Below are 22,927 nucleotides of genomic sequence, written 5' to 3'. Positions count from 1 at the left end.
GCCGCCCGCATGACTCTTCCCGAAACGTCGCAGATGGTGGCCGGGCGCTCGCGAGGTGCCCGGGCGCGGGGGCGGGCGGCCATCGTCGCTCGCTTTCTCGTGGTCATCGTCACCACCTATCTCGGCCTTCTCGCGGTCACGTTCTTCATCGGCCGGGTCATTCCGATCGACCCGGTGCTTGCCGTTCTCGGCGATCGGGCCCCGGCTCACGTGGTCGAGCGGGTGCGCGAGGAGATGGGGCTGAACCTGCCGCTCTACCAGCAGTTTTTCCGGTATCTCGGTGATGCGCTGCAGGGCAATTTCGGGACGTCGGTGCTCACCACCAATCCCGTCATGACCGATATCCGCCGGGTCCTGCCGGCAACGTTCGAGCTGGCAACCCTGGGAACGCTGATCGGGAGCCTTATCGGCGTGCCGCTCGGCGTTCTCGCCGCCGTCAAGCGCGGCAGCCTGGTCGACCAGGCGGTGCGGATCGTCGGTCTGATCGGCTATTCCGTGCCCATCTTCTGGCTGGCGCTCCTGTCGCTGCTCCTGTTCTACGCGCAGCTTCGGTGGGTCGCCTTTCCCGGGCGCATCGATGTCGTCTACGAGTACACGTTTACGCCGACGACGGGGCTTTTTCTGCTGGACTCGCTCTGGCAGGGGCAGTGGGACGTCTTCCGCGACGTTTTCCGCCACATCATCCTGCCGGCAAGCCTGCTTGGTTATGTCTCGCTCGCCTACATCAGCCGCATGACGCGCAACTTCATGCTGAACGAACTGTCGCAGGAATATGTCGTTGCGGCACGGGCGAAGGGGCTCTCGGAGACGCGGATCATCTGGTTTCATGCGCTGCGCAACGCGGCCGTACCCTTGGTGACGGTGATCGCGCTGTCCTATGCAAGCCTGCTGGAGGGCTCCGTGCTGACCGAGACCGTGTTCGCCTGGCCGGGCATCGGGCTCTATATTACCAATTCCCTGCAGAATGCCGACATGAACGCCGTGCTCGGCGGCACCATCGTGATCGGCTCGATCTTCATCGCCATCAACATCCTGTCCGATATCCTTTATCGGACGCTCGACCCGAGGACACGCGCGCGATGACGGCTGTACCTTCCGCCCCCCTCAGCCGGCGCGACTGGCTTCTGTCCGATCGGCCGCAATCGCGGATGCAGGCGCGGCTTGGCCGGGCTTACATGACCTGGCGACGGTTTTCGGCCAACCGGCTGGCGCTGCTCGGCCTCGGCATTCTCGTTGTTCTCATCCTCATGGCGATCTTCGCCGGCGTTCTGTCGCCGCACTCGCCGGTCACCGGCGATCTCGCAGGTGCGCGTCTGCTTCCGCCGGGCTCGCCGGGCTACCTGCTCGGGACGGACGAGCAGGGGCGCGATATCCTGTCGCGGCTGCTGCACGGCTCTCGTCTGACGCTGTTCGTCATCATTCTCGTGGCCGTCATCGCCGCGCCGATCGGCCTTATCGTCGGGGCCGTCGCCGGCTATGCGGGCGGCTGGATCGACGCCGTGCTGATGCGGATCACGGACATCTTCCTTGCCTTCCCGAAACTTGTCCTCGCGCTTGCGCTCGTCGCCGCGCTCGGGCCGGGAATCGAAAACGCGGTTCTTGCCATCGCCGTCACGTCCTGGCCGCCCTATGCGCGCATCGCCCGGGCGGAAACCATGACCGTGCGCAATGCGGATTACATCGCTGCGGTCCGGCTAATGGGCGCGTCGCCGCTGCGCATCGTGCTTCTGCACGTGATGCCCATGTGCCTGTCATCGCTGATCGTGCGCATCACGCTCGACATGGCGGGGGTCATTCTCACGGCGGCCGGCCTCGGCTTTCTCGGTCTCGGCGCCCAGCCGCCGCTGCCGGAATGGGGCGCGATGATCGCGTCCGGCCGACGATTCATTCTCGATCAGTGGTGGGTCGCCACCATGCCGGGCATCGCGATCCTGCTCGTCAGCCTCGCTTTCAACCTTCTGGGCGATGGATTGCGCGACGCGCTCGACCCGCGCGAGGCCGGACAATGAGCCCGCTGTTGACCGTCGACGACCTGCGCGTCAGCTTTCCCACGCGTGCCGGCCTGGTGGAGGCCGTGCGCGGCGTGTCGTTCTCGCTTGGCCGCGAGCGCCTGGGGATCGTCGGCGAGAGCGGCTCGGGAAAATCCCAGACCGGCCGTGCCATCATGGGGCTGACGCCACCGCAGGCACGGATCACGGCGAAAACGCTCTCCTTCGACGGGATCGATCTGCTGGAGGCGTCGCCGCGTGAGCGGCGGGAACTGCGCGGAAACCGCGTGGCGATGATCCTGCAGGACCCGAAATATTCGCTGAACCCGGTGATGACCATCGGCCGCCAGATCGTGGAAACGCTGCGGACCCATCGCAAGATCAGCGCCTCCGAGGCGAAGGCGCGCGCGATCGCCATGCTTGAGGCCGTGCAGATCCGGGATGCGGCCCGCGTCTTCGACCTGCATCCACATGAGGTATCCGGCGGCATGGGGCAGCGGGCCATGATCGCGATGATGCTGATCGCCGAGCCGGAACTGCTGATTGCCGACGAGCCGACCTCGGCGCTCGACGTCACGGTGCAGCTCGAGGTGCTCGCCATTCTCGACCGGCTGGTGGCCGAGCGGGGCATGGGCCTGATCTTCATCAGCCACGACCTGCGGCTCGTCTCCTCTTTCTGTGACCGGGTGATCGTCATGTATGCCGGCCGTATCGTAGAGGAGATCGCTGCGGCCGACCTGCGCAATGCGCGCCACCCCTATACGCAGGGGCTGCTGTCCTGCATGCCGGAAATTGGCGGCGACCGGCATCCGCTGCCCGTCCTCGACCGCAAGCCGGAGTGGGCCCGATGAGCACTGCCGTATCTGCGCACGACGTCACCGTCATCTATGAGGATTTCAAGGCGCTCGACGGCGTCAGCATCGCGGTCGACAGGGGAAAATCCTACGGTCTCGTCGGCGAGTCCGGATCCGGCAAATCCACGCTCTTGCGCGCGATCGCCGGCCTTGCACCGGTTGCGTCCGGTCGGCTGGAGGTTAATGGCCGCACGTTGGCGCCGCGCCGGCGCGACAAGGCGTTCTATCGGGACGTCCAGATGGTGTTCCAGGATCCCTACGGCTCGCTGCACCCGCGCCAGACGATCGATCGCCTGCTGCAGGAGCCGCTCGCGATCCACGGCCTGTCCGATGCCGAAGCGCGGATTGCCCGTGCGCTGGACGAGGTGGGCCTGGGGACCGGCTTCCGGTTCCGCTACTCGCACCAGCTTTCCGGCGGGCAGCGGCAGCGCGTGGCGATCGCCCGGGCGCTGATCGTCGAGCCGTCCATCCTGCTCCTCGACGAGCCGACATCGGCGCTCGACGCTTCGGTGCAGGCCGAGGTGCTCAATCTTCTGGAGCAGATCCAGCGCGACCGCGGGCTCACCTTCCTGATGGTCAGCCACGATCTCGGTGTCGTGACGCACATGTGCGACCAGCTCGCCGTCATGCGCAGCGGCAAGGTCGTGGAGCGGCTGAGTGCGGCGGATCTGGTCGCGGGCCGGATCGACGCGGAGTATACCCGCAACCTCATGGTTGCGAGCAAAGGGTTCGTCCGCACCTCCGCCTGAAGCAGGATAGCGCAATGGTCGATGCGCGCCTCAGGCGCTGACGTCGATGACCACGCGTCCGCGAATGCGGCCTGCGACGATGGCCTCGGCAAGCGCCGGGAGATCGGACATGGGCGCAACCGTCGTCATGCTGTCAAGCCGGGCGGGGTCGAGATCGCGGGAAAGCCGATCCCAGGCGGCGAGGCGCTGATTGCGGCTCGCATAGACCGAGTCGACCCCGATGAGCGTGACCGCCCGCAGGATATGCGGCATGACCGTGCCCGGCAGATCCGCGCCACCGGCAAGGCCGCAGGCAGCGATGGCGCCGCCGCGAACGGTCTGGGCGAGAGCATTGACGAGCGTGGTCGATCCGACGGAGTCGACCCCTCCGGCCCAGCGCTCCTTCTGGAGCGGGCCTGCCTTTTCGGCAAGCGCGGCCCGGTCGATGATGTCGTGGGCGCCGAGCGATGTCAGGTAGTCTGCTGTTTCGGGGCGGCCCGTCGAGGCAACGACCCGGTATCCGCGTGCGGCGAGAAGCGAGACCGCAACAGAACCCACGCCGCCCGCGGCACCGGTGACCAGAACATCGCCGCCACCGGGGGTTATCGTGCCCCATTTCTCCAGAGCATCGACGCACAGGGCCGCGGTATAGCCGGCGGTGCCGATGGCCATCGCCTGCTGCAAGGAAAATGCGGCGGGCAGGGGAATGAGCCACTCCGGCTTGACGCGCTGGAAGCGGGTGAACGCGCCCCACTCGGTTTCTGACAGGCCCCAGCCATTGAGGATCACCTGATCGCCGGGCTTCCATTCCGGCGCGCGCGAAGAGACCACCGTGCCCGACAGATCGATGCCGGCGACCATGGGCGTTCGCCGTGCGATCCTGCCCTTGCCGGTGATCGCCAGACCATCCTTGTAGTTGAGCGTGGAATAGGCAATCTCGACGAGAACATCGTGATCGGGCAGGTCGGCCTGGGAGATCTCGCGGATGTCAGCCTGCGGGCGACCATCGACGGTGTCGATCATCATGGCCCTGAATGTGTCGGTCATGTCGTTCTCCGGTCCGTTGGCGCCCCGTCCGTCCAGCGTCCGTCCAGCGCCTTCCAGTGCCCGTCATGCCATGTCCCGTGGCGTGCTGCCAATGCGTCTTTCGCCGCACGATGCGAACTCTGCTCGCAGGTTGTCCCTCAGGGCAGCAGCCACAGGATACCGGCGATGATCAGGGCCCAGAGGGCCAGGGAAAGAACAAACGCCAGGAAAAGAGCAATGATGCGCAATGTCGGAGCGAAACGAGAGACTTCCTCCGGGCGACGCGCCGCCCATCCGAGGAAAGAGAATTCGCACGAAAAGATCCAGGCTGGCATGAGCGGTCCCGGCGTGTAAGAGCTTAAACCTCACTTAACCAAAGGTTGGGTGCGGATGCAAGCACGTGATGAAGCGAAAACATCGATTCCGCAACGGCTTACCCTATTTTTGGGATGATCGTTCGGCCCCGGTCCGCGTTCTCAGGAGGTTTGCTCGGCGGTGCGAGGACACATTCCGGTTGCGGCGGAAATGGTGCTTTGGCCGGGATGGGCGCGGGTCAGAATTCCTCCCAGCTCTCCGTCTTGAGGGCGGCGTTGCCGTCAAATGCCGGGGCCGGCGCGCTTCTGACGGGCTTGGCATGCGGAACGAGCGTGACGGGTTTCGTGGTCGGCGATGACGCGGCCGGTGCGGGATGGGCACGGCGGTCCGGCGTCGCGGATCCGATGTTGAAATGCGAGAGTTGCTGGAAGAGTTGCTGCGCTTCCCGGGCAAGGCCGTGCGCTGCAGCCGTGGTCTGCTCGACCATCGCAGCATTCTGTTGCGTGCCCTGGTCCATGGCATTGACCGCCGTGTTGATCTCCTTGAGGCCGACGGCCTGTTCACGTGATGCTTCGACGATCGCGATGACATTCGTATCGACGTGAACCACCTCGTCCACGATCTGTTTCAGAGCTTTGCCGGTTTCGCCGATGAGGGCCACGCCGTTCTGCACGTGGCCGTTCGAGGTGGCAATCAGGCTCTTGATTTCCCGTGCCGCCTTTGCCGAGCGCTGGGCCAGTTCGCGCACTTCTTGCGCCACGACGGCAAAGCCCTTGCCGGCATCCCCGGCACGGGCCGCCTCGACGCCGGCATTCAACGCCAGCAGATTGGTCTGAAAGGCGATCTCGTCAATCACCCCGATGATGCTGCCGATCTCGCCGGCCGATTGCTCGATCTTGCCCATGGCACGGACGGCTTCCTCGACGACGTGACCCGAATGCTCCGCGCTCTCCTTCGTCCGACGGACCAGGTCTCCGGCTTCCTCGGCGCGCTGGCTGGAATCGCTGACGGTGGTCGTGATCTCCTCGAGCGCGGCTGCCGTTTCCTCGACGGACGCCGCCTGTTGTTCGGTGCGACGCGACAGGTCGTTCGACGCCGACTGGATCTCCTGAGAGGCCGCGGCGATGGCGGCCGCATTTCCCGCGATCGATCCCATGGTCGTGCGCAACTTGGTGCAGGCGCCATTGAAGTCGGTCCGCAGCCGATCCAGTTCCGGCAGGAAGGGCGTTTCGATCGCCTTCGTCAGGTCTCCCTCCGACAGATGCTGCAGCGAGACCCCCAGTCGATCGACATTCTCGACGCGCGCGGTGACATCGGTTGCGTATTTCACGATCTTGTGCAGCTTGCCGTTCAGGTCGAAGATCGGATTGTAGGACGCCTGGATATAGATCTTCTTGCCGCCTTTGCCGAGGCGCAGGAATTCGCCGCTCCGGGGCTTGCCGTCTCCGAGCTGCGCCCAAAACTGCCGATAGGCGTCGCTTGCCGTAAAGGCCGGTTCGCAGAACATCGCGTGATGTTTGCCCTGGATTTCCGACAGCTGGTAGCCGAGCGTCTTCAGGAAATTTTCGTTGGCGGTGATGATGTCGCCCGTCACGGTGAATTCGATGACCGCCTGTACGTGAGACAGGGCCTCCAGCCGTCCGGCGTCTTCCGCGCTCTTCAATCGCTGCTCGGAGATATCGACGGCGAACTTGACGACCTTGACGGGTTTTCCACGGCGGAAGACGGGATTGTAGGACGCCTCGAGCCAGACTTCCTTGCCGCCTTTTCCGAGACGGCGGTACTGGCCGCGCTCGTTCTCGCCGCGTGCCAGCTTTGCCCAGAAGGCGTGGTAGGCGTTGCCGGAGGCTTCGTCGGGGCTGATGAACAGGCTGTGATGCTTGCCGACGAGTTCGGCATGTGCATAGCCGACCAGCTGGCAGAAGTTCTCGTTTGCCGTCAGAATGGTGCCGTCGAGCTTGAATTCGATGATGGCCTGGGATTTGCTCATGGCTTCAAGAATAGCTTTAGCATTTGCCCCGGAAGGAAAGCTCAACATTCATATCTCCAATGATTGACGGCCCGACCCGTAGATCAGGCATGGCCGCCGCATGCCGCTGCCTGATCTAAGAATTAGACATTAATTGCTTAGAAAGTATGAATATCTTGGTGGTCGCCTGTCGCGATCGCCTGCCGACAGAGCCTGCGGCGACGTGCCGACATGCAGGGCAGGGGCTCTGACCGCAGGACAGTTCCGGGTCGGGGTATCTGCTGCCCTCACGGCTTGTTCTACTGGGACCAACACAGCAACAAACGGATGCAACCGTCTGATTGCATTATATTAGTAATTCATTGTTTACGTGACCTTAATGCTTTCGTCGGATAACATGGAATGGCCGCGATGTGGGGCGGTTCCGTTGCGCTTCCCGCGTCATGATGGCGGGGCGGAGGCGCTTGTTCAGCACAGGTGTTTCGTGACGAGGCCATCTATTCGCACATCGCTTATCGCGATCTTCGCCGCTATTGCCGCCCTCACGGCGGTGTTTTCCGCCGTCACGCTGCAGTCGCTGTCCAAGACGCGCACGATTTCCGACAATGTCGTGACGGAAGTCTTTCCTGCCGTTTCCGCCGTCAAGGATATTCGCATCGAACTCGTGTCCATGCGGCTGGGCTACTTCCAATATCTTGCAGCTCTGACGCCGGAAGCAACGAAGAAGGCCGAGACGCTGCTCGGCGAGGCGCGGCTCCGCATCGCCCATTCCGTTGAGGTCTACACGCCCTATGTCGGTTCCGACATCGAGCGGGCGCTCTTGAAAAAGGTGACCGACAGCCTGGACGCCTACGGCAAGGCTGGCGACAACATGATCACGCTGGCCAAGGTCGGCAATTACCAGCAGGCCAACAACATGCTGGAGTCGATGGGGGAGATCATCGTTCCCGCCCAGACCGGCCTCGACGAACTGATTGCCGAGAACACGGCGCAGGTCACCGACGCAACGAAGCGGATGCATGACACGTCTGCCGAAGCGCGGATGATCACCTTCATCCTCATCGGTGTCGTCTCGACGCTCCTGATCGTGTCCACGCTTTACGTGCTGCGGGGCATTGCAAGTCCTATCCGCTCGATCACCACGGCAATGACCGGTCTGGCCAAGGGCGATACGGACAGCGCTATCCCGTATTCGCAGCGCACCGACGAAATCGGCCAGATGGCGGGTGCCGTCGAGGTCTTCCGTGCCGCGGCCGTTTCGAACAAGGATCTGCAGAGCCAGGCAGAAACCCTGCGCCGCGCGGCAGAGGCCGACCGTGAGCGTCTCGCAGCAGAAGCCGAACGTGCCGCCCAAGCCCGGCTCGATCAGGCGACCTCCAGCCTTGCAGACGGTCTGCGTCGTCTGGCGGCCGGCGATCTCTCGTTCCGGCTCGATGTTCCCTTCGCACCCGATTTCGAAGCCCTGCGCCACGATCTGAATGCGGCGGTGTCCCAGCTCAACGAAACGCTGGCAGCCGTTGCCGTTGCTGCCGACCAGATCGACAACGGGGCACGCGAAGTCAGCGAAAGCGCCAACGACCTGTCGCGTCGCACCGAGCAGCAAGCCGCCTCGCTGGAGGAAACCGCAGCGGCGCTCGACGAGATCACGGCGAATGTCGGCCAGTCCTCCATGCGCACCAACGAGGCGCGCGAAGTTGCGGTTCACGCCAACAAGAGTGCGTCGCGTTCGGGCGAAGTCGTGGCCGAAGCCGTCACGGCCATGGGTCGCATCGAGCATTCGTCCAGCCAGATCTCCTCGATCATCGGCGTGATCGACGAGATCGCGTTCCAGACGAACCTGCTGGCGCTCAATGCCGGCGTGGAAGCGGCCCGGGCAGGGGAGGCAGGTCGCGGTTTTGCGGTGGTTGCACAGGAAGTGCGCGAACTGGCGCAGCGATCGGCCAAGGCCGCCAAGGAAATCAAGGATCTGATCCGGAATTCGACGGCCGAAGTCGAAAACGGCGTGAAGCTGGTTCGCGATACGGGCGAGGTGCTGAAGACCATCGAGGCGCATGTCGTCGAGATCAACGGCCACATGGAAGCCATCGCCACCTCGGCGCGCGAACAGTCGACCGGCCTTGCCGAAGTCAACATCGCCGTCAACCAGATGGACCAGGTGACGCAGCAGAACGCCGCCATGGTCGAAGAAACCAGTGCCGCAGGCAGCACGCTGGCCACAGAGAGCGCACGTCTGCGCGAACTCATCTCCCACTTCACGCTGGCTGGCAACTCCTCACACGCCCATCAGCGTTACGCTGCCTGACCGCTAGCCGCGATCGCAGACCAGAACCGGCCGAACATGTTCGGCCGGTTTTGCCGTTTAAGGAAACCTTTCTCCCTCCCGTTTTTCTCCTGCCGTCTCGCCAGAGCCGGCCCAGACCGCCGGCGGCGCAGCCAGGAAACGCCGCGATGGACGATGACAGCGAATGCGGTTAAGGTTTTGTTCATATTCTACCACCAAAAGTGTGTTTATCCTGGAGTTGCGAGAGGCAAATGCTTGTAAGCCCACTTTCGATTATCGAGCCGAACGCGCTTGACGATTATGCCGACCTGAGATCCGTGCCCAAGCATCGGTTCTTCGGCCGGAACGACCTTGTCGACCGGTTCCGGCTGGCTGTGCCTTTCGATTACATCGTCATCAGCGGCCTCGACGTGGACCACTACCGGTTCGGGGCCGGCTTCTCCATCGACACGGATCTTCCGCCGGCCCTGTTGGAAACCTATGTCGCGGACAATCTTCGCTGCATCGATCCGTTCATACAGGCCAGCCGCAACGCGCGAACGGTGGTCGTCGAGCAGGACGTCTACGCACGCCACGAGCCGCCGCAACGCCTGCTCTATCTCCAGCGGACCTTCGGCGTCCACAATCGGACGCTGGTTCCCATCTTCCGCAATGACGTGGTCTATGGCGCGATCTGCTACACGCGGTCGACGCCTTTCACGGCGGCGGAAATCCGGTTTCTGGCGCTCGTTTCAGAGCTGATCCATACCGCGGTCACGAAACCGCTGATGGACCGCTTCGCCGCCGATCAGATCGGGTTGACCAAAGGTGAGCTCACATGCCTGGAAGCCGCCAGCCGAGGCCTGACGAGCGAGGCGATCGCCGTCGAGACCGGATTCCAGAATGACACGGTCAACAGCTACATCAAGTCGTCCGTCAAGAAGCTCGGCGCAACCAATCGGACGCAGGCGATCGTCGAGGCCTTGCGCCGGCGTCTGATCGCCTGACCATCATACCGACCCGCGTCCGGGACGGGTCCCATCGCGCAGCGATAGCATGCGGTTAACGCACCCGGCAGGTGCCGAAAAGCGATGGCTTCATCTTGCGCATTTAGGCCAAAATACATTCAAATCTTACCTACATTAAGAGACTTTTATGTCTTTTATCCTAATTTAGGCGCATGCACGATCTGATGTTGTCGGTGACTGCACTTCAGGCTGCAGTGGATCGATCATTCTATCTCATCCAGGCTTTTCGAGGGCGGAGCTTTGCCCGTCCCGAGACATGCCGGATTGTCGTGGTGGCTTTTTCATCCGGTCCGGCGGCGGCTCGAAGATCGACGTGATCCTCAGATGCAAAGGACTTCGGCATGAGATTTTCATTTTCCAGACGTCAGAACGCGGCTGCGACAATGGCGGCTATGAACAGATCGCAGGCAATCATCGAATTCGATATGATGGGCACGATTCTGGATGCGAATGCAAACTTCTGTAAGACCCTCGGCTATACCCTGCCCGAAATCATCGGCAAGAACCACCGCATGTTCGTCGATCCCGCAGAGGCCGCATCGCCAGCCTACAGCGCCTTCTGGGCCTCGCTGAGGGCCGGCGATTTCGATCAGCGCCAGTACAAGCGGATCGCAAAGGGTGGGCGGGATGTCTGGATCGAGGCCTCCTACAATCCGGTCTTCCGCGGTTCCAAGCCCTACAAGGTGGTCAAGTTCGCGACCGACATTACGGCCATCAGGCTGAAAGCCGTGGAGGATGCCAGCAAGCTTGCGGCGGTCTCGCGCGCCCAGGCCGTCATCGAATTCACGCCGCAAGGCAACGTCATCACCGCGAACGAAAATTTCCTGACGACGCTCGGCTACACGCTGCCTGAGATCCAGGGGCGTCACCACGCCATGTTCTGCGATGCCACCTATGCCGGCAGCGCCGATTATCGCGCCTTCTGGGACCGGCTTCGGGCCGGCGAATTCGTCGCCGAGGAGTTCAAGCGGATCGGCAAGGGGGGCAGGGAGGTCTTTATCCAGGCGTCCTACAATCCGATCTTCGCCGAGGACGGCCACGTCTTCAAGGTCGTCAAATTCGCCACCGACATTACCGGGCGCGTCGAGAACGTCCAGCGGCTGGCCAAGGGACTGCAACTGCTCGCGTCCGGTGATCTCTGCCATACGATCGATACGGCCTTCATCGTTTCGCTCGATCAGCTGCGGTCCGATTTCAACAGCGCGGCCGGCCGCCTGAAGTCGGCCATGGCCTCCGTCGGGGCCAATGCGGAAGCCATCGCCTCCGGCGCGAACGAGATGCGGTCAGCCGCCGACGATCTCGCCAAGCGCACGGAGCAGCAGGCGGCCTCCGTCGAGGAGACGGCCGCCGCTCTCGAGGAGATCACGCAGACGGTCGCCGACTCCAGCCGCAGAGCGGCCGAGGCGGGCAAGCTGGTGGCGGATACGCGGGCCAATGCGGAGCAGTCGGGGGAGGTGGTGAAGACGGCGATCGTTGCCATGGGGCAGATCGAGAGTTCGTCGCGCGAGATCTCGAATATCATCGGGGTCATCGACGACATTGCCTTCCAGACGAACCTGCTGGCGCTGAACGCCGGCGTCGAGGCAGCGCGGGCTGGGGAAGCCGGCAAGGGATTTGCCGTCGTCGCCCAGGAGGTTCGCGAGCTTGCCCAGCGCTCCGCCAAGGCCGCCAAGGAAATCAAGTCGCTCATCAACACATCGAGCGAGCAGGTCAAGACGGGCGTGGTGCTCGTCGGCCAAACCGGCAAGGCGCTGGAGGTCATCGTGGGGCAGGTTCACGAGATCAACATGAACGTCTCCGCCATCGTCGAGGGATCGCGGGAGCAAGCGACCGGGCTTGCGGAGATCAACACGGCGGTCAACACCATGGATCAGGGAACGCAGCGCAACGCCGCGCTGGTCGAAGAGTCGACGGCTGCCAGCCACGCGCTTGCGGGCGAGGCGGATGCCCTGTTCGCCCTGATCCGGCAGTTCAAGGTCGACGAACGGGGGAAACCTCACCGCGCCGCGCCGCCACCGGTGCGACATGCCAAAGCCGCCCGTGCAGCGGTCCGCGCCCCCACGCGCAGTGCCATCGGCGCAACGGCGCTTCAGGAGACATGGGAGGATTTCTGATGCCCGGGCCCGGTTCGGCCCGATAGCGCGAACGTCGGCGATCAGAGGCAGGAGAGCGGCGGCACAAGGGCGGCGACCGGGGCGGTTGGTCGCCGGGCCGGCATCTCGGCGCACGCATCCGGCCCGGCACGTCGGGCCGGGGCCGTGCGTCATGGCCGGGCGGTGCCGATCGCCAGAAGCTGGAGCCGGACGAACATCTGGTCGGCCTCCCGGATCCCCGACTGGTAGCCGTCGATGAGATCCATCAGGACCTGAAGATAAGCGCCGTCCGTTTCCGCTATGCCCTGGCCCTGGCACCAGATGTCGCGCACGGCCATGAGCGTCTCCAGCTCTTTCAGCTCGAGTGGTCGATCGTAGGGGTGATCTGACGACATCGGGGGTTGACCATAAAAAGGAGGATACGACACGACAGCCCGGAGCATGAAAACGTAAAGGCTCCTCTCCAAGGCCGACTCCATTTTTAGGGCGCTAACTTTAAGGATTCGTAAACTTGCACGAACGCAACCACCCCGTGAGGGGCGGGGATGGATAAGGCCACTGGCTCCTTGGACGCTTCGGATGGAACGTCGCTCGCGCCCGACGTGCATCGACACACACCACGCCGACTGCGGCGCGGCGCGAAGATCCGACATAAAAAAGCGCCCGCAGCTTCCGCTGGAGCGCTCGATGGGAGAGTGGGCCGGTTCTCTGGCGGTCAATCGTCCAGCGTGTGTGAGGACACGTTATGATCGTCCGTGTCATGTGACCGGTCGGATTTCTTTCCGGTCTTGGTCGTTTCCCGGGTTGAGGTCTTGCCCGTCTTTGCATCATCCTTGGCGTTCTTTGACGTCGTCTTGTCCGTTTTCCTGTCCGACTTGGCCGTGTCCTTGTTTGTGTTCTTGCTCTTGTCCCTGTCCTTGCCCGTGTCCTTGAGGGTCTTCTTGTCGGACTTTGCAGCCTCCTTGGCCGCATCGTTTGCGTCCTTGGATGCTTTTTTCCACGTCGATGCGCCGGTTGTGGACCTGGACTCCGTCTTTTCGCCCCGCTCCTTGGCCTGCGCGGCGCCTTGCAACGGTGCGGCAGCGCCGCCAAAAATGATACCGCCAGCAACGGCGATGGAAAAAAGTGCGCGCGTCAGTATTGCCATGTCTCATTCTCCGACATCGAGGTGTGCTCGGTAGAAACATAGCGGTCGCGCGCTAACGAGGGTTCGCCAGCAACATTAAGATTGTCGGCAATGCGAGAATTCCGTGTGGTGCGTAAGGTCCGTCCGTCGGTCGCTGCGCCTCGGCGTTGGTGGTAAGGCTGCCAACGCGTTGCCGTGCGTCCGCAAGAGCGACGCGACGTGGTTTCTGCGCGTGAGCCATGCGGCTTGCGGCTTACACGGTATGGATCACCCGGGGTCAGACACCGGACGATCGTTCCTTGCCGGATCGTTCCTTGCCGGACAGGGGTTCGACAGCATCTGCACGCAAAGTGTACGGGCGCAGGATGCGTGCCGATCGACGCCGTGGCAGACCCGGGAAACCGCGTCGGCCGCGGGGATCGCTCAGCACTCAGCGTCACCATGAAGGTGCCAGCCTCCTGTCTCCAAATGATAACTGCAGCCGACAAGGCATCGGATCGGATCGACCGACGGGTATGATCCGGGCGAATGCACCGCTGCATCGCCGACATCTCTAGATCCGAGACGGAACAATGAAACCCAGCACGCAGCGCATGCCCTCGACAACGCGGATTATCGGCAAGGTGGCGGCCGTTACTCTGGCCTTCTGGATCATGAAGATCCTTGCCACGACCCTCGGCGAAACCGCCGGCGACTTTCTCTCCATGACCCTGGACCTTGGCTACTATATCGGCTTCGCCATCACCTTCACGGCGCTCGCGATTGTTCTGTTCTTTCAGATCCGGGCGCCCCGCTACAATCCAGCCCTCTTCTGGCTGGCAATCGTGGCCACGACGACCGCCGGCACGGAAATATCCGACATGATGGACCGGTCGTTCGATCTCGGCTACGCCTGGGGTTCGGTGCTTCTCGTCACCGGCTTGATCGCCAGTTTGGCAGCCTGGTATGCCCGCGCCCGCAACCTCGCTGTCTACCCGATCCTGCGTCGTGACGTGGAGGTCTTGTTCTGGGTCGCCGTCGTGTTTTCCAACAGCTTGGGGACCGCGTTCGGTGATTTCCTCACCGACAATCTGGACCTCAGCTACCTGCAGGGGGCCTTGGTCACGGCCGCCATCATCGGTGCCGTCGTCGCCTGCCATGCCATGACCCGTCTCAACCACGTGCTCTTGTTCTGGATTGCCTTCATCTTCACGCGTCCTTTCGGCGCTACGTTCGGCGACCTCCTGACCAAACCCCTGGAACACGGCGGCATGAACCTTCCGCGCGGCGCGGCTTCGCTCGTCACGCTGGGCCTTCTCATCGCCGTGCTCGTCATTTCCACGATGTCTGCGTCACGGACACGCACGGAACTGGGCGCAGTCGGCTGACACCAACCACGGACAGGGCGGCTTCGGCCGCCCTTCTCCGATCCGGCAGGGGATCCCGGAGCGGTACCCGCCTTGTCGTGCCTGCACACAGTCTTCACGGAACTCCGAAGCCTCCCAAGCCTGTGCTGCAGCGGCTTGCCCGCTTCAATGACGCGGCATCCCGGCATGCTGGAGGCCGTTTGTGGATGCCGGCCGGCGCCAGCCTCAGCATGCATGCGGCCAGGAATTCACGCGCCCAGTGCCGCAGTTCACGCAGAGCGAGACAGAACCTCCGCCTGTGTGGGAAGCCGAAGTGATGGCGCAGGCGCACCATTTCAGCGCGTAGGCTGAAGCGTCATATAATTGGAATCATTGTAAAAAAACTGACATGACGCGCGCGTGTGGCAAGGCTTCTGCCGCGGAGATTGTAGTTTGACAATGCATAGGGCGTGTTCTAAACGAGCGGCTAACGGATCAGAAACGATCGTGTTACGAAGAGTTTAGAGGAAGCCGGCGTGCAAACTATATTAGTGACCGGTGGCGCCGGCTTTATCGGGTCGCATTTGGTACCCATCCTTCTCGGCCAAGGTTTTTCTGTTCGGGTGCTCGATACCCTCGCACCACAAATCCACGGAATGATCCCGGGTCACGGACTCGATTGGCTGGCCGATACGACCAATCTCGAGTTCGTGAGAGGGTCTGTCACAAATGAAGTCGACCTTCGCTCGGCACTAAATGGTGTTGATTCCGTTATTCATTTGGCGGCGGAAACCGGCACCGGGCAATCCATGTACGAAATCGATCGGTATTGCCGTGAGAACGTACAAGGCACTGCGTTGCTGGTTCATCTTCTTGCGAATGGCGCTGCTCCCTCGGTCCGTCGGGTGGTGCTTGCCTCCTCGCGTTCCGTCTATGGGGAGGGGGCCTATGTCTATTCGAACGACCAGAATGCTGCCCGCATAACGCCGCCTTCTCGCACCGCTGACGCGCTGCGGTCCGGGCAGTGGGAGCCTGTGTGCCAGGATACGGGTGCTGCCCTGACGGCGGTTCCAACGTGTGAAAATGATCGTACCGCTCCCGCTTCCGTGTACGCCGCAACGAAACTGGCCCAAGAAGATCTTGTCCGCATCGTCTGCGAGAGTGCCGGGCTGGGGTATGCGATCCTTCGCCTTCAGAACGTGTATGGCGAGGGGCAGTCGCTCAACAATCCCTACACCGGGATCCTCTCCATCTTCTCCACGCGTATCCGTCGTGGCCTCGAGTTGCCGATTTTCGAGGATGGACTCGAGAGTCGTGATTTCGTCCATGTCTCTGATGTTGCAGCTGCTTTTGCTAAAGCCGTCCAAACTCAGGTGCCCCCGAACTGCGTGATCAACGTGGGGTCCGGCGTGGCAACGTCCGTCCTCGACATAGCCAAGTCCCTGTGTCGGGCTTTTGGTGCAGAAGAGCGCGTGCGGGTAAGCGGACAGTTTCGACTGGGTGACATCAGGCACAACATGGCCGACGTAAGCAAGCTTCGCGATCATCTGGGCCTCGTCCCGGCCGTTCGATTGGAGCAGGGTTTGGCGCGCTTCGCCTCATGGGTTCTGGCGCAGCCCCTTCCAGAAGACCGCCTCGGTGAAGCAAACGAGGAGCTTATCAAGCGAAAAATGATGGGGTGATCTTCGTCCGTTCTACGGCTGCGTCAGCGGATTGTGATCGGGGACGCATTGGGGCCGCTGTTTGACGATGCAGGCATCGTCTCACTTCACGTCGATACATACTGGCCGAACACGTAGAGGGTAAGTTGAAGAAGCTGAAGAAATACTTGCGGCAGGCTTTATCGCTGATTTTCCCTTCGTTGAAGAGCAAGCCCCAGGCGGTCAAGAAAAAAGGCGTGAAAAAGGCGCCGAGAAGCGATGCAATCGTTGCGCCTGCGGTCGCCGAGATCAAGCCGAAGAAGCCGAAAGCTGCCGCTAACCCTGAACGCAAAAAGGTCAAGAAGCCTGCTGAGCCGCCGCGCTTTCAGCACGTGCCACCGTCGTTCCCGTTTCATCCGAACGATCTACCGTCTTCCTGGAACAGCGTTGACAGCGCGGACGGCAAAACGCTGCAGGTCCTGGAAATCCGTGGGCGCTCGCTCGGCGAACTGCGAGACGCGCCAGAGATAACGGGGAGACTTGAAGGCGTTTTGGAGCGTTTCGAGCGGCTTAGCTGGCTCAACTCGGTGGCGCTGCCCACAGAGGACGGTGATCACTTTCCGGCAGCATCCCCGGATAGGCTCCTGTTCGGTGCGAGCGCCTGTTTCGATTTGGCCGACCTCTGGTTCGTTGAGCGCGAAACGCTGCGATTGCGCGTGCTTCCGAAAGATCGCGGAGGCAAGACCTTTCAGATCGTACGCGGCTATCAGCGCGACCCCATCCGTGAAGATAGCGTGCGACAGTTGATGGAGCTGCCGGTTGCACCCGATGCGACCACGTTCATCGACGTAAAGCTTGCCAACCCTTATCTGCCGCTGCTGATTTCCGTTTGCGAGCAGGATGGCGAACTCGTCGAGCTGATCACTTTGCCGTTTCCGTCACTCTGCCGAGGTGGGCCACACTATGGCGAATTGCTGGCGAGGACGGGGAAGAAGGCTTATCTGGGCGCGCTCAGCGAGCTCGGTGCCATCTGGGTGCAGTCCGCGCTTCATTGCAACCCCGGTGCCAGGCTTAAAGCACTGAAGATCGATCTCCGTTCTGCCACGGGAACCGAGAGGATTTTTGCGCCTAATCTTCTCTATTGGTTGAAGAACGTCCTGGGGATTGAACTTCTCGCGTCTCATCTGCCGTCTGTCGAGAGCCAGACCGTGCGGAACTATATCCTTACGTCTCTTGGAATAGACCCGGATGCGACCGACTCTGTTGTCGGGGAGGGCGGGAAAGCCCTGCGCCTTTCTGTCGATTCCATACCGGCTGTCGAGGCCTTGATGTCGAACTGGAGGCACGGCCGGGCAAATGGCGAATCCGGTTTTGTCTTGGCATCGGTCCATGACAACATGCCGAAATGGCTTTTCCGTCCGCCAGAGCGCTTGCTTGGCTCTATAGAATCCTTGGAACGGGTAGCCCTCTTTCCAGAGTTCGAGTATTCGGATAGCGCGGTGCCCGGTACGGAAAGCATGCAGCCTGGGACCGCCGTGTCCGCAATTCGTTTCTGCCGCTTCGGCCCGGTCGATGACGTTTGCGCGCTCTATCCGACAATGTCGACGGGCCCAATTGCATCTTCGAGCGCCATGATCGATCGATCCGTTGCCGTGCCTGCGGCGACGGCGGTGTTGAACGCATGCGGTCATGCCACTGCGGCGATTGCCTGCCTCGAAGCCATCGCTCTGCAGCACGGCGTCCAAGATTTTAGCGTTCTGATCGCTGGTGATCTCGCTGATGCAGCGTTGATTGAGAGTCACCTGCAAAGGCGCTTTCCCGGGACGGGCCGATTTGTTGCGGCCGAAGACGGCGAAGGCAGCAACGCCGTACTCAACCGTTTGGCGGCCATGGTCGAAACCGACCTGCTGCTGATCCTGGCCGCACCGATCCTTCTGCATGACCGGCGTTCCATCGGGCGACTGGCGTCCCTCATGAGGATTGACGACGTCGCGTCCGCGAGTTGTTTCCTGATCGGCGAGCGGTCGTCCAGCAAGAACCCGATCAAGATGGAAACGGTGTTTACAGGTTGGTTCGGCGAGATCGGTTCGGATGGTCAGATCTCGTCGGTTACATCCGGCTTGGAGGGGGTCTTGCCCCTTCTGCCGCCGACATCCTGGCCGGTCGCTTCCAGTTCGGGTCGCCTGTTGATGGTTCGGACAAGGGAATGGCAGCAGTTTGGCGGCTTCGACGAGGCCGGCATGACGTTCTCCACGAGGTTCTGGTCGAACATGATTGGCATGGAGCGCTTTCACCTTCTCACCTCGAGCATCACCGCAAGTCTGCAGCCGCGGGATGATGAGCCGGCGGATGTTTTCTCGCTGGAGAGCGAATTTTTCTCTGACCTCCATCAGCTTCAGACGTCGTCTGTGCAGATCAGGAAACTTGTCGCATGAAGATCTGCATCGTTATTCCGTCCGAACGATACCTCAACAATGCGGGCGCAAGGATACGGTATCAGCGCTTGAGGGCGCCCCTGGTCGAAGCCGGGCATAAGGTCTCGGTATCGACGATCGAAGCCTTCAGGAAGCTCGATCATGATGTCTATCTCTTCAGTAAATGTTATGAGGCGACGTCTCTGATCATTGCACGGAGGGCTGCTCAGGCTGGCAAGATTGTCGGCGTCGATCTGTTCGACGACTACTTCAGTCAGTACGACAACGGTCAAACGCAGCGGTTCCGCAGCTGGTTGCAAGAGTTCGTGCCGAATGCCGATTTCGTTTTGTGCTCGACGCCTGCCTTCATTGACATTGTGCGCGATTACGATCCGAAGCTGCCTGTCCATATCATGGGGGACTCGTTCGATAGTTTCGATATCGAGAAGCTCAAGCGCCTGCTGAACGCCAAGCACAGCGATCTCTGGGCTACCAAAACACTCAGAGTGGCCTGGTACGGCCGCGGCGACAACGCCTTGTTCCCGGTGGGACTTGCAGATCTGGCCGCATTCGGTTCGCACTTGAGTGCGTTGCAGGATTACGGTTTCGCTGTTCGTCTGGAGGTCATGACGAACAGCGAAGCGATGACAGGCGATGCGCTGGCCTCGTTGGCGGCTGTCCCGGTACCCTTTGAAGTGCATGAATGGAGCGAGGCCGACGAACAAGCGCTGTTGGAGCGGTCCCATGTCGTGTTCCTGCCCGTTTCGGGACAAAGCTTCAGTATCGCCAAATCATTGAACCGGTGCACGACCGCATTTTCGTCCGGATGCCAGGTCCTGTCCGTCGGTTATCCCCTTTACGAGGTCTTTGATTCCGTCATCTACCGCGACGCGCGCACGCTTGGCGACGATCTGGCGTGCAAGCAGCCGCGTCTGCGATTGGAGACCTTGGAAAGACTTCAGCGTCTTCTTCATCTGCATGCGGACCCGGTTGCGGGAGCGAACAATCTGATCGCGTTTCTGGAGACGTTGGCGCCTAGCACAACGACCGAGTCACAGGAACCGCAGGAACCGCAGCAAGCGGCCCCTGTCATTCTGTTGAACGGCATTGCAAGTACGGGCTTGATCCACAAGTTCGTGCGTCGACAGAAGGGCCTCTCTGTCGCCAGTCCGTTTACGGTGACGAATGTCAACTACGACGTTCGCTTCGAATGGAATGCCGCGTGCACGGGACTCGACGTCCTGCTGTCCGAAAACGCGCGTGGTCACCTGGCGGAACCCTTCATGCCGATGGCTGTCGAACATGGGATGATCAATGAATTCCCGTTCTACAAAATAGCGCAGGAATCTCTCCCTGAACTTTCGCTTGATGTCGCATTCCTTGCAAAAAGCGCGTCCCCTTCCGGAAAATATGCCGCGTATCAGGATGTCATCAAGGTCATGAAGACCGTTCTACAAATGCTGTTTCCCCAGAGCGCCTGCGTTGTGGCCGAACTTTCCAAAGCTGCGCATCGTGCTGCCGTCGACAACCCAGTGGGGCCGCTCGAACTCCAATGATCAATGTTCCATCCGTCGTATTGATAGTTAATCTCGTTCAGGACGTCAGCGTTGCCCGGCCTCTGGCATTCATTGCCTCTCGGGATCTCGGGCTGAAGACCTGCTTCCTGTTGACCCAGGCTTTCGTCAAGAGAGACGGCAGTGGACGTTGGCGCGCGGAGATCGACGAGATCGCGAAGGCAACCGGCGCAGAGGTTCTGATCGTCGAGAGAGAGGCGCATGCCTTACAATACTTGCAGACCCGCTCCGGCATCATCTTCGCGCCCAGCGAATCGGGTCTTTCCGCTCACAAGATCGTGCATGACATCCTTCGTTCGGCGCCTGCGTCCTTTGTCACAGTAACGCTGCAGCATGGGTATGAATGCATCGGATTCCTGCAGAGCAAGGAGCACGATCTCGCCCACGGCAGCGAAAACGTCTTCGCTGCCGATATCATCTGCGGCTGGTGCGAGCCGCAAAGGCTGACGTCCCTGGTCCCGTCGCAACGAAGCAAGCTGTCCGTCACGGGGCCTACGTCCGTGCTCCAGAGAGCGCCACGTGAGGCGTCACTTGGCCGCGGGATCGTCTGCGAGAACTTGCATTCTGTCAGGTTCAATTCCGGGAACGGTTTCCGGGCAGATTTTGGCGAGCTGTTCGGCCAGTTCTGCGCAGAGCTCGCAACAAAAGAGCAAAGCGTGACACTTCGGCCTCATCCCGCCGGCCAGTACACGCTCAAAAACGGCATAACGCTGGCGCAGAATGTGATCATCAACAATGATCCGATCTACAAGGTCAATCTGAGCGGGTTTTCCTATGGCATTTCCGCGCCATCCTCGATCGTCATTGACATGGTTCTGGCAGGTATCCCGACCGCCGTCTGGGTTGACAAGGATGGTGCCCTCGACACCGATAACTATTCCGGCCTCGCCACGGTCAGTGACCTGTCGGACTGGCTTCAATTTGCCGAAGAGGCATCGGCCCATCCTGAACGCTTTCTCGAGCAGCAGAGACAGTTCATCAAGGATCAGAAGATGCTGGTGGAGCCGCGCGATGTCTATCGACGCTACGCTGACCTGATTTGGTCGGCAGCACGTCGGGCATCCCCGGGATTGAGCCGACCGCCGGCACCTCCCGAGCCGGAACGCCGGGTCTTGTTCGTTTCCAACAGCCATCTGCCGACCCTGCAGTTGAGCTTTGTCAAGCCGCTGAAGCCGTTGGTGGATGCAGGGAAAATTGCCAGCGAGTTCCTGACGGAACAGCATCTGAAGGACGCCTTCGGCAAGGATCTTCAGAGGCACGATGTCCGCGCCTGGCTCCTTGAAAAGTTATCGACGGTCGCACCCTCGATGATCGTGTTCTGCCGCTATAGTGGGCCCCATGCGGACCTGATCACAGAGTGGGCGCGGGAGCATGACATCCCGACGATGTTCCATATCGACGACGACCTGCTGAACATTCCCATGGACCTCGGCGCCTCGAAACACGCCTATCACAATGATCCCATGCGCGTCGGGACCGTTCGTCATCTGCTGAATGAAACAGACCTTGTCTACTGCTCCAATCCGAACCTGCGTGACCGGTTGTTCGAGCTCGGGGCTTCGGCTCCCTTGAAGAGCGGCAAGATCTACGCCTCCGGCCAGATCATCGTTCCGGCAACGGAGAAACCTGTCCGCAAGATAGGGTATATGGCGTCGGCGGATCACACGCACAATCTCGAGATGATCAGCGAGGCGCTCATATCCTTCCTCCGGGGTAACCCGGATGTCCGCTTCGAGCTGTTCGGATCCATTCCGCAACTGGGTGTTTTCGACGAGTTCGGCGATCGCGTTTCAAAGCAGCCGCCGATCAGCAACTACGATCAGTTCATGACTACGTTTGCGACGTTCGAATGGGATATCGGCATATGTCCGCTGGTCAAAACGCCATTCAACGTCGTCAAGTCGAACACGAAATGGGTCGAATACACATCTGTCGGTGCAGCCGTCATCGCAAGTGGGGGGACCATCTACGACGAATGCTGCGCTGACGGATGCGGTATTCTTGCAGGCAACGCCGATGAATGGCTGGCCGGACTGAACCGTCTGGCGACGGACCCGTCCTATCGGTTTGAACTTGTGCGAAATGCCCAACAAAAACTCGCGAATGAGTACACGACCGATAAATTGCGGGAGCAGGTGGTTTCCTTCTTCTCCGAAGCAGAAGCGAACAGGATCAAGCACGCCCGGCAAGCCGGGGCGTAACCGGGTCCAGACGGCAAGCTCGGCGGCATCGCCGGGTATCGAAGCCTTGAGCGCAAGCCGAAAGGTCATCGGTCAACACGGAGCAAGCCGCATGGCGAAGACGTCTTGGCGGACGTCTGACGTTTCCGTGTCGGATGGCGACGGAGAATAGTATCGCCCGTGCCTCGGCGAGAATTGCCGGATGGATCGACGCATTGCCGACAAGGCCGGCGTCCGGTGCGGACGACACGGCAATCATAGGCCGAGAATTTCACGTTGCAACGATGGCAGGAGCGCCGTGCAACGTGACCCGGATTTTCTCCCTTCACGCAGCCTTCTTGGCAAACAGCGATGTTGGCGTGTAACGGGTGCAGGCTTCAAGCCGGAAGGGCTCGTTCTCTGGAAAC

The 22,927-nt window shown here is 61.3% G+C and carries 17 protein-coding genes; 12 read left to right on the top strand and 5 right to left on the bottom strand.

Going from position 1 to position 22,927, the window contains the following annotated elements:
- Positions 1-9 precede the first annotated feature (9 nt).
- Genes ASG03_RS18135 through ASG03_RS18120 form a run of 4 tightly spaced genes read left to right on the top strand, consistent with a single transcriptional unit; the run spans position 10 to position 3,591 of the window.
- Complete coding sequence (locus tag ASG03_RS18135) at positions 10-1,083, top strand: ABC transporter permease (RefSeq protein ID WP_062476394.1); 1,074 nt, start codon at positions 10-12, stop codon at positions 1,081-1,083.
- Positions 1,080-2,009: an ABC transporter permease gene (locus ASG03_RS18130; RefSeq protein WP_062476389.1), complete on the top strand. Its 930-nt coding sequence runs from the start codon at positions 1,080-1,082 to the stop codon at positions 2,007-2,009. The genes ASG03_RS18135 and ASG03_RS18130 overlap by 4 nt, the downstream gene beginning before the upstream one ends.
- On the top strand, positions 2,006-2,839 hold the full coding sequence (locus tag ASG03_RS18125; protein WP_062476384.1) for an ABC transporter ATP-binding protein: 834 nt from the start codon (positions 2,006-2,008) through the stop codon (positions 2,837-2,839). Before ASG03_RS18130 ends, ASG03_RS18125 begins: the two co-directional genes overlap by 4 nt.
- On the top strand, positions 2,836-3,591 hold the full coding sequence (locus tag ASG03_RS18120) for an ABC transporter ATP-binding protein (protein WP_062476381.1): 756 nt from the start codon (positions 2,836-2,838) through the stop codon (positions 3,589-3,591). The genes ASG03_RS18125 and ASG03_RS18120 overlap by 4 nt, the downstream gene beginning before the upstream one ends.
- 30 nt (positions 3,592-3,621) lie before the next feature.
- On the opposite strand, the gene acuI is transcribed toward ASG03_RS18120, so the two are convergent.
- The 3 genes from acuI to ASG03_RS18110 all read right to left on the bottom strand — a co-directional run bounded on the left by acuI (position 3,622) and on the right by ASG03_RS18110 (position 6,949).
- Positions 3,622-4,617, bottom strand: coding sequence for an acrylyl-CoA reductase (NADPH) (gene acuI / locus ASG03_RS18115; RefSeq protein ID WP_062694947.1), 996 nt, complete (start codon positions 4,615-4,617; stop codon positions 3,622-3,624).
- Between the two features lie 137 nt (positions 4,618-4,754).
- Complete coding sequence (locus ASG03_RS21575) at positions 4,755-4,931, bottom strand: hypothetical protein (protein WP_156379788.1); 177 nt, start codon at positions 4,929-4,931, stop codon at positions 4,755-4,757.
- A gap of 218 nt (positions 4,932-5,149) precedes the next feature.
- Positions 5,150-6,949, bottom strand: coding sequence for a methyl-accepting chemotaxis protein (locus tag ASG03_RS18110; protein ID WP_062694945.1), 1,800 nt, complete (start codon positions 6,947-6,949; stop codon positions 5,150-5,152).
- 415 nt (positions 6,950-7,364) lie between these two features.
- On the opposite strand from ASG03_RS18110, the gene ASG03_RS18105 reads away from it, so the two are divergent.
- The 3 genes from ASG03_RS18105 to ASG03_RS18095 all read left to right on the top strand — a co-directional run bounded on the left by ASG03_RS18105 (position 7,365) and on the right by ASG03_RS18095 (position 12,282).
- Positions 7,365-9,182, top strand: coding sequence for a methyl-accepting chemotaxis protein (locus ASG03_RS18105; RefSeq protein ID WP_062694943.1), 1,818 nt, complete (start codon positions 7,365-7,367; stop codon positions 9,180-9,182).
- Between the two features lie 230 nt (positions 9,183-9,412).
- Positions 9,413-10,147 (top strand): helix-turn-helix transcriptional regulator, encoded by a 735-nt coding sequence (locus ASG03_RS18100; RefSeq protein WP_062694939.1) that lies wholly within the window; start codon positions 9,413-9,415, stop codon positions 10,145-10,147.
- A gap of 413 nt (positions 10,148-10,560) precedes the next feature.
- Positions 10,561-12,282: a methyl-accepting chemotaxis protein gene (locus tag ASG03_RS18095; protein ID WP_244475303.1), complete on the top strand. Its 1,722-nt coding sequence runs from the start codon at positions 10,561-10,563 to the stop codon at positions 12,280-12,282.
- Positions 12,283-12,431: 149 nt separating this feature from the next.
- On the opposite strand, the gene ASG03_RS21570 is transcribed toward ASG03_RS18095, so the two are convergent.
- Positions 12,432-12,656: a hypothetical protein gene (locus tag ASG03_RS21570; protein ID WP_156381863.1), complete on the bottom strand. Its 225-nt coding sequence runs from the start codon at positions 12,654-12,656 to the stop codon at positions 12,432-12,434.
- A 320-nt stretch (positions 12,657-12,976) separates the two neighbouring features.
- Entirely contained in the window at positions 12,977-13,408 is a 432-nt protein-coding gene (locus ASG03_RS18090; protein WP_062694935.1) for a hypothetical protein, read from the bottom strand.
- A 551-nt stretch (positions 13,409-13,959) separates the two neighbouring features.
- On the opposite strand from ASG03_RS18090, the gene ASG03_RS18085 reads away from it, so the two are divergent.
- From ASG03_RS18085 to ASG03_RS18065, 5 genes are all read left to right on the top strand, one after another.
- The gene (locus ASG03_RS18085; protein WP_244475302.1) at positions 13,960-14,754 is read left to right on the top strand and encodes a COG4705 family protein; all 795 of its coding nucleotides are present in this window, start codon (positions 13,960-13,962) and stop codon (positions 14,752-14,754) included.
- Positions 14,755-15,248: 494 nt separating this feature from the next.
- Positions 15,249-16,394: an NAD-dependent epimerase/dehydratase family protein gene (locus tag ASG03_RS18080; protein ID WP_062694933.1), complete on the top strand. Its 1,146-nt coding sequence runs from the start codon at positions 15,249-15,251 to the stop codon at positions 16,392-16,394.
- Between the two features lie 125 nt (positions 16,395-16,519).
- Positions 16,520-18,787, top strand: coding sequence for a hypothetical protein (locus ASG03_RS18075; RefSeq protein WP_062694931.1), 2,268 nt, complete (start codon positions 16,520-16,522; stop codon positions 18,785-18,787).
- The gene (locus ASG03_RS18070) at positions 18,784-20,322 is read left to right on the top strand and encodes a hypothetical protein (RefSeq protein WP_062694929.1); all 1,539 of its coding nucleotides are present in this window, start codon (positions 18,784-18,786) and stop codon (positions 20,320-20,322) included. Before ASG03_RS18075 ends, ASG03_RS18070 begins: the two co-directional genes overlap by 4 nt.
- Positions 20,319-22,541: a glycosyltransferase family protein gene (locus ASG03_RS18065; protein WP_062694926.1), complete on the top strand. Its 2,223-nt coding sequence runs from the start codon at positions 20,319-20,321 to the stop codon at positions 22,539-22,541. Before ASG03_RS18070 ends, ASG03_RS18065 begins: the two co-directional genes overlap by 4 nt.
- Positions 22,542-22,927: the final 386 nt, after the last annotated feature.

It is taken from the genome of Rhizobium sp. Leaf341 (genome assembly GCF_001424325.1).
Taxonomy (GTDB): Bacteria; Pseudomonadota; Alphaproteobacteria; order Rhizobiales; family Rhizobiaceae; genus Ferranicluibacter.
Note: the sequence above shows the minus strand (reverse complement) of the source record. Positions and strands in the feature narration are given on the sequence as shown.

Coding starts and splice junctions, on each gene's coding strand:
- ASG03_RS18135 (WP_062476394.1), top strand. CDS start 10: ATGACTCTTCCCGAAACGTCGCAGATGGTGGCCGGGCGCTCGCGAGGT.
- ASG03_RS18130 (WP_062476389.1), top strand. CDS start 1,080: ATGACGGCTGTACCTTCCGCCCCCCTCAGCCGGCGCGACTGGCTTCTG.
- ASG03_RS18125 (WP_062476384.1), top strand. CDS start 2,006: ATGAGCCCGCTGTTGACCGTCGACGACCTGCGCGTCAGCTTTCCCACG.
- ASG03_RS18120 (WP_062476381.1), top strand. CDS start 2,836: ATGAGCACTGCCGTATCTGCGCACGACGTCACCGTCATCTATGAGGAT.
- acuI (WP_062694947.1), bottom strand. CDS start 4,617: ATGACCGACACATTCAGGGCCATGATGATCGACACCGTCGATGGTCGC.
- ASG03_RS21575 (WP_156379788.1), bottom strand. CDS start 4,931: ATGCCAGCCTGGATCTTTTCGTGCGAATTCTCTTTCCTCGGATGGGCG.
- ASG03_RS18110 (WP_062694945.1), bottom strand. CDS start 6,949: ATGTTGAGCTTTCCTTCCGGGGCAAATGCTAAAGCTATTCTTGAAGCC.
- ASG03_RS18100 (WP_062694939.1), top strand. CDS start 9,413: ATGCTTGTAAGCCCACTTTCGATTATCGAGCCGAACGCGCTTGACGAT.
- ASG03_RS18095 (WP_244475303.1), top strand. CDS start 10,561: ATGAACAGATCGCAGGCAATCATCGAATTCGATATGATGGGCACGATT.
- ASG03_RS21570 (WP_156381863.1), bottom strand. CDS start 12,656: ATGTCGTCAGATCACCCCTACGATCGACCACTCGAGCTGAAAGAGCTG.
- ASG03_RS18090 (WP_062694935.1), bottom strand. CDS start 13,408: ATGGCAATACTGACGCGCGCACTTTTTTCCATCGCCGTTGCTGGCGGT.
- ASG03_RS18085 (WP_244475302.1), top strand. CDS start 13,960: ATGAAACCCAGCACGCAGCGCATGCCCTCGACAACGCGGATTATCGGC.
- ASG03_RS18070 (WP_062694929.1), top strand. CDS start 18,784: ATGAAGATCTGCATCGTTATTCCGTCCGAACGATACCTCAACAATGCG.
- ASG03_RS18065 (WP_062694926.1), top strand. CDS start 20,319: ATGATCAATGTTCCATCCGTCGTATTGATAGTTAATCTCGTTCAGGAC.